This is a genomic window from Stenotrophomonas sp. 05L44_2, from assembly GCF_056665995.1.
Genome location: NZ_JBFTNR010000177.1, coordinates 1 through 6,032, shown reverse-complemented (window position 1 = coordinate 6,032; position 6,032 = coordinate 1). Strand labels below are relative to the sequence as shown.

Below are 6,032 nucleotides of genomic sequence, written 5' to 3'. Positions count from 1 at the left end.
CCCCACTCTGCTGGAGCGCGACTTCAATTTCCCGCCGCTGGCCGAACTGCTGGCTGAAGTGCAACAGATCCGTAGGGCCCAGGCCGACGCCGAGTTGCCGGAGGTGGCCCATGGCTGAGTCCCTGGCCACGTTGCAGGGGCGCTGGGCCGACCATGTGCGCGATCCCTCGATGCCAGCACCCGATGGCATCGCGGCATGGCGGCTGGCGATCTACCGCCGCCTGTGCATCGACAGCCTGGACAACCTGCTGGCCGGCAGCCTGCCGCGCCTGCATCAACAACTGGGCGAAGCGCGCTGGCGTGGCCTGGTCGAGCACTACTACGCGTACCACGACTGCCACACCCCGCTGTTCCCGCAGATCGCCAGCGAGTTCGCTGCCTGGCTGGCGGCGCAGGACACGTTCGCGCTGCCCGGCTGGGCGGCGGAACTGGCGCACTACGAGAGCACGCAGCAGGCACTGCACATCGAAGCGCGTGATGCCGGGCATTCGTTGCACTCCATGCCTGCGGGCAGCGACGTGCTGGCGCTGTCGCCGCTGGTGCGGGTACTGGGCTACCAGTGGCCGGTGCATGAGGACGCCGGACTGGACGATGCGCCCGCCAGCGAGCCGACACTTCTGCTGCTGCGTCGCCTGGCGGACGACCGCCTTCAGGTCGAGGAACTGGCACCGCTTGCATATGCGCTGTTGTCGTCATTTGGCAACGAGGGTGCGCGCGTGGACGACGCCCGGCAGGCGCTGGCTGAGGCGCATGGCGTGGCCAACGATGCACTGCGCGTGGTGGCCGCGCCCTTGCTGGGCGAACTGTGCGCGGCCGGCGTGCTGGTCGCGCTGACCGGGTTCTGAGATTGCCGGCCAGCGGCCGGCACTACCCCTATCTGATTCGAGGTCTGACCATGGCTGTTTCCAACACTTCCTTGCTGCATGGCTGGCGCCTGTTCATGGCCATCGCCGCAGTCCTGATCGCCTTTGCGCTGGCAGCCTTCGCTCTGCAACCGGATCTGGCCGAGGGCAGCCGCGCAGCGATCCGGGTCACTGCCCGCACGTCGTTCCTGCTGTTCCTGGCCGCGTTTACGGCATCGTCATTTGCCACCCTGCTGCCCGGGCCGACCACCCGCTTCCTGATGCGCGAACGCCGCATCATCGGCCTGTCGTTTGCGTTCTCGCATCTGCTGCATGCCTTCGCCATCACCGCGTTCGGCATCCTCRATCCGGCGTTCTGGCCAGCGCGCTCCGCCCTTGCCAATCTTCCCGGAACGATGGGTTACGTGGCCATCCTGGCGCTGGCCATCACCTCGCACCGGAGCATCGCCCGGCGCATGGGTCCAACCGCCTGGCGGCGACTGCACGTCACCGGCATGTGGGTCATCGCGGCGGTGTTCACCTATTCGTACTTCAAACGTGTACCCACGAACTTCTGGTATGCGGTGCCTTCGGCACTGCTGTTCACCGCCTTCGTGGTCCGCTGGATCGCCAAACGTGCTCAGTCGCTGCGCCGCAGCGCCCACGCCCGTCCTTCCCTGCCAGCGGCCTGATCATCCCCAACCGGAGTTTGAACATGACAGTCTCTTCCTCTCGCCGCCGTGCACTGGTCATCGGCGGCTCACGCGGCATCGGTGCGGCCATTGCGCAACGCTTGGCCGTTGATGGCCATGACGTCGCCATCACCCACGTCTCGCGCCCCGATGGGGCGCAGGCATCGCTTGATGCCATCCGCGCGCACGGTGGCCGCGCGCTCGCCTTCCAGGCTGACAGCAGCGATGCCGATGCGTTGCGCCGGGCCGTGGCCGCCGCTGCGCAGGCCTTCGGTGGGTTGGATGTGCTGGTGGTCAATGCCGGCCTGTACCGGCATACACCGATCGACAGCGTGGATCTGCCTACGCTGGACCAGCTGCTGGCGGTGAACATACGTGGCGTGGTGCTGGCCATCCAGGCGGCCCTGCCGCATCTGTCCGGCGGTGGCCGCATCATCACCATCGGCAGCAACACTGCCGTGCGCAGTGGTTCGCCCGGCAGCAGCCTGTATGCGATGAGCAAGGCGGCGGTGGCCGCTCTGGTGCGCGAGCTGGCGCTGGAGCTGGCCCCCAGCGGCATCACCATCAACAACCTACAACCCGGCCCGACTGCGACCGACATCACCGCCGGGCTGGATGAAAAGCTTGCTGCGCGGGTACCCCTGGGCCGCATTGCCCAGCCTGCCGAGATCGCGTCATTGGCCAGTTGGGTAGCGGGGCCGGAAGCGGGCTACATGACAGGCAGCAGCCTGACCATCGATGGAGGCTTCATCCTCTGAGCCGTTGCACGATCCCCCATCCCACACCCCACCGCATCACGGCGCCCGGCGCAGGGTGATCATCGTRATCTCCGACGGTACGCCGATGCGSGCCGGGAACCCGGCCCACAGGCCGGCRCCGTTGCTCACGTACARCGTCATGCCATCCACCGCGTAGCGACCGGAGACGAAGCCGCCGTTGGCGCGCTTCACCAGCTGGTCCATGCCGATGATCTGKCCGCCATGGGTGTGCCCGGASAGYTGCAGYTTCACMCCGCGTGCAGCGGCCTCGCGTGCATTGCGTGGCCGRTGGTCGAGCAGGATCACCGGTGCGCKGGGGTCGGCACCGGCCAGGGCGGCCTCCAGGTCGGGCAGCGGCAGGCCATAGCGTGCGGCGACCGGGTCGGTGACGCCGGCGATGGTCAGTGCTGCCCCGCCACGGCGCACCTGGGTGTGGCTGTTTTCCAGCACCTGCATGTGCAGTGCACGGAAGGCCTGCATCCATTCGCTGTACTGCGCGTAGTACTCGTGGTTGCCGGTAATGGCGATCACCCCGTCCGGCGCACGCAGGTCCGCCAGTGGGGTGTAATCGTTGCGGCGCGCCTGCACGCTGCCGTCGATCAGGTCGCCGGTGATCACCACCAGATCCGGTTGCAGTGCGTTGCTTGCAGCCACGACCTGGCGCACCCAGTCGCCGGTCAGCAGGCGGCTGGCGTGGATGTCGGTGAGCTGCAGCACACGGTAGCCATCGAAGGCCTGCGGCAGTCCGCTGATGGCCACCTCGATCTGCCGTGGCTTGGGTACGGCCATGCYCTGGCTGACACCGAAGGCACTGAGCAGCAGCGCAAGCACCGCGGCAGAAGGGCGCAGCGCCTTGCTGCGCAGTACGGAAAGGACGCGCGGTGCGCGCAGCAGGCGCGCGGCCAACAGGCCGGCGTCCAGCACCAGCAACGCCAGAGCCAGCAGCAGCACGGCGGTGGAACCGGTGGCCAGCGTGGCAATGACCATCTTCGGAATTTCCGGGGAGGCCATCGTGCCCCAGAAGCTGGCGACGATGCGCAGCTGCACGGCAATGCCCACCAGCAGCACCGACAGCACCACCTTCGACCAGACAGGCAGGCGCAGCGGCCAGAACAGGCGCCAGGCCACATACAGGCCCATCAGAAAACCAATCGTACTCAGCACTACGACAATCCAGAACGGCGAACAGGCCCGCCATGGTGACGGCAGAAGATGGCAATGGATAGAGCCGGGCATGGGCCCAGCCCCGACATCGTCACGCTTCCGGCAGGCGTTCCACCCGCAGCCGCGTGATGCGCCGCTTCTCCATCGCCAGCACGGTGATGCGGATACCGGCCACCTCCAGCGTGTCGCCGATGTCGGGCAGGCGCCCCAGTTGCTCCAGCACCAGCCCGGAAATGGTCATGTAGTCCGCGCTGCGCGGCAGCGACACGCCGGCCAGCCGCTGCAGGTCGTCCAGGGTCAGCGCGCCGTCGGCGTCCCAGCAGTCCTCGCCCTGTGCAACCACGCCATAGCGCTCGTCCTGGGTATCGGCCAGATCACCGGCGATCGCCGCCAGCAGATCGTTGGCCGTTACCAGGCCTTCCACGCTGCCGTACTCGTCCACCGCCACTGCCAACGGCACCGGGTGCTGGCGGATCAGCTCCAGGGCCTGCAACGCACTGGCGCTGGACAGCACGTACTGCGGCTCGCGCAGGTTGCCTTCCAGTTGCAGTGGCTTGCCCTGCAGCAGGTCGGCCAGCAGGTCACGGCTCTGCACCACGCCACGCAGGCTGTCCAGGTCGCCCTCGCCCACCAGCATCCGCGTATGCGGCGACGCCACCAGGCGTGCGACCACATCGTCGTGACCACGCGCCATGTCGATCCACTGCACGTCGGCACGCACCGTCATCACGCTCGATACCGGACGGTCGGCCAGGCCCAGCACACTGCGGATCATCTCGTGCTCGGCGGGCTGCAGGCGTTCTTCGGTGCTGCCGCGCTCATCGGCTTCATCCTCATCGTGGCCATTGGCCTGGCGCGCACCCAGCAGCCGCAGCACGGCATCGGCAGTACGCTGGCGGAACGGCTGGCGCTGCTCGTTGCGCTCGCGGTTGAAACGTATCCACTGGTTGAACGCTTCCACCAGGATCGAGAACGCGATGGCCGCGTACAGGTACCCCTTCGGAATCCTGTAGCCCAGGCCCTCGGCCACCAGGCTGAAACCGATCATCAGCAGGAAGCCCAGGCACAGCACCACCACGGTSGGGTGCKYGTTGACGAAGCGSGTCAGSGGCTTGCTGGCCAGCAGCATCAGCGCCATCGCGATGGTCACCGCCGCATACATCACGCCGAGGTTGTCGACCATGCCGACCGCGGTGATCACCGAATCCAGCGAGAACACCGCATCAAGCACCACGATCTGCGCCACCACCATCGCAAAGCTGGCATAGACCTTCTTGCCATCCTCGTGATGCTCGCGGCCTTCAAGCCGCTCGTGCAGCTCCATGGTGCCCTTGAACAGCAGGAACAGGCCGCCGCCGAGCAGGATCAGATCGCGGCCGGAGAAGCTGTGCTCCAGCAGCGTGACCAGTGGTTCGGTCAGTTTCATGATCCAGGCCAACGCAGCCAGCAGCACCAGCCGCATCAGCAGCGCCAATGCCAGGCCGATCACCCGCGCGCGGTCGCGCTGGTGCGGCGGCAGCTTGTCGGCCAGGATSGCGATGAACACCAGGTTGTCGATGCCSAGAACGATCTCCAGCACGACCAGGGTTGCAAGGCCCATCCATATCGAGGGGTCAGCCAACCATTCCATTTCAGGTCCGTTTCGTCAGTAAGGGAAAAGTGGTGCGGTGCAGGCGTGCGGCGCAGCCAGGCTCAATCCGCATCCTGCGCCTGCGCAGGGTCATGCCCGAGCAGGTCGCCAGGGCTGCATTGCAGTTCGCGGCAGATCGCATCGAGGGTGGAAAAGCGGATTGCGCGTGCCTTGCCGGTCTTCAGGATCGACAGGTTGGCCAGGGTGATGTCGATGCGCCCGGCCAGCTCGGACAAGGTCATGCCGCGCTGCTGCAGCATGCGGTCGAGGGTGATGACGATCGCCATCAGATCATGCTCATCAAATCACACCGTCCAGATCGTCGCGCATCGCTGCGCCAACGGCGAACACCCGCGCCAGCACGAACAGCATCAGCACGGCCACCAGGCCGGTGATCGACATGCCACCGCCAACTTCCATCCACGCAAAGTCCGGCCCCATCCAGCTGGCATACAGACCGATCACGATGGACAGCACCTCCATCGCCAGCATCAGCCAGGCCATGCGTTGCAGGCGTACGGCATTGGCATGGGTGAAGGGGCGTTCGTTGGCCGCAGAACGCAGCAGCCGCGCCAGGTGGCGCAGGAACACCAGGCACAGCACCAGTAGTGCGACGATGGCGGCCAGGCCCACGCAGAAATGCAGGAACAGATGCGAACCGTGCACGGCCGCGGCCTGCGCGTCGTGCACGCTGTCCAGCAGCCAGTTGCGGTCGTAGGCCACCAGCGGCACCGCCAGCAGCGCGGCCAGGATGCCCAGCCAGCACATCGCGCGCACCGCCTGCACGGCGGTCTGGGCCAGGGTGAACAAGCCGCGCGCAGGAAGGGCGCGGGCGGGACGAGCGGTCAAGCAGCCTCCGATGTGGAGCGGCCCTGCCGCCCCGGGGTGGATTTATCGATAAACGATATATCACATCCCCGGGCTGTTGGCTGAATCGCGTGTACTC

At 66.8% G+C, this 6,032-nt stretch carries 8 protein-coding genes; 4 read left to right on the top strand and 4 right to left on the bottom strand.

Annotated features, from left to right (window positions below):
* From AC1VAN_RS08210 to AC1VAN_RS08195, 4 genes are all read left to right on the top strand, one after another.
* Window positions 1–118, top strand: a 118-nt coding sequence (locus AC1VAN_RS08210; protein WP_480985605.1) for a multinuclear nonheme iron-dependent oxidase, incomplete at its 5' end; no start/stop codon positions are given.
* Window positions 111–845, top strand: a complete 735-nt coding sequence (locus AC1VAN_RS08205; RefSeq protein ID WP_312963529.1) for an HvfC family RiPP maturation protein — start codon at window positions 111–113, stop codon at window positions 843–845. The genes AC1VAN_RS08210 and AC1VAN_RS08205, both read left to right, overlap by 8 nt.
* Window positions 846–895: 50 nt before the next feature.
* Window positions 896–1,534: a ferric reductase-like transmembrane domain-containing protein gene (locus tag AC1VAN_RS08200; RefSeq protein ID WP_480985603.1), complete on the top strand. Its 639-nt coding sequence runs from the start codon at window positions 896–898 to the stop codon at window positions 1,532–1,534.
* A gap of 23 nt (window positions 1,535–1,557) precedes the next feature.
* Complete coding sequence (locus AC1VAN_RS08195) at window positions 1,558–2,292, top strand: SDR family NAD(P)-dependent oxidoreductase (RefSeq protein ID WP_025873916.1); 735 nt, start codon at window positions 1,558–1,560, stop codon at window positions 2,290–2,292.
* A gap of 36 nt (window positions 2,293–2,328) precedes the next feature.
* Here AC1VAN_RS08195 and AC1VAN_RS08190 read toward each other — a convergent pair whose 3' ends face one another.
* The 4 genes from AC1VAN_RS08190 to AC1VAN_RS08175 form a co-directional block, all read right to left on the bottom strand.
* Window positions 2,329–3,465, bottom strand: a complete 1,137-nt coding sequence (locus tag AC1VAN_RS08190; RefSeq protein ID WP_480985604.1) for a metallophosphoesterase — start codon at window positions 3,463–3,465, stop codon at window positions 2,329–2,331.
* Window positions 3,466–3,547: 82 nt separating this feature from the next.
* Window positions 3,548–5,086, bottom strand: a complete 1,539-nt coding sequence (locus AC1VAN_RS08185; RefSeq protein WP_480985602.1) for a TerC family protein — start codon at window positions 5,084–5,086, stop codon at window positions 3,548–3,550.
* A gap of 62 nt (window positions 5,087–5,148) precedes the next feature.
* Window positions 5,149–5,373, bottom strand: a complete 225-nt coding sequence (locus tag AC1VAN_RS08180) for a helix-turn-helix domain-containing protein (protein ID WP_025873919.1) — start codon at window positions 5,371–5,373, stop codon at window positions 5,149–5,151.
* A gap of 13 nt (window positions 5,374–5,386) precedes the next feature.
* Window positions 5,387–5,854 carry a DUF2975 domain-containing protein gene (locus tag AC1VAN_RS08175; RefSeq protein WP_442251637.1) on the bottom strand — a complete coding sequence of 156 codons (468 nt, stop codon included), beginning with the start codon at window positions 5,852–5,854 and terminating at the stop codon, window positions 5,387–5,389.
* Between the last annotated feature and the right edge of the window lie 178 nt (window positions 5,855–6,032).

Coding starts and splice junctions, on each gene's coding strand:
- AC1VAN_RS08180 (WP_025873919.1), bottom strand. CDS start 5,373: ATGGCGATCGTCATCACCCTCGACCGCATGCTGCAGCAGCGCGGCATG.
- AC1VAN_RS08175 (WP_442251637.1), bottom strand. CDS start 5,854: ATGTGCTGGCTGGGCATCCTGGCCGCGCTGCTGGCGGTGCCGCTGGTG.
- AC1VAN_RS08205 (WP_312963529.1), top strand. CDS start 111: ATGGCTGAGTCCCTGGCCACGTTGCAGGGGCGCTGGGCCGACCATGTG.
- AC1VAN_RS08195 (WP_025873916.1), top strand. CDS start 1,558: ATGACAGTCTCTTCCTCTCGCCGCCGTGCACTGGTCATCGGCGGCTCA.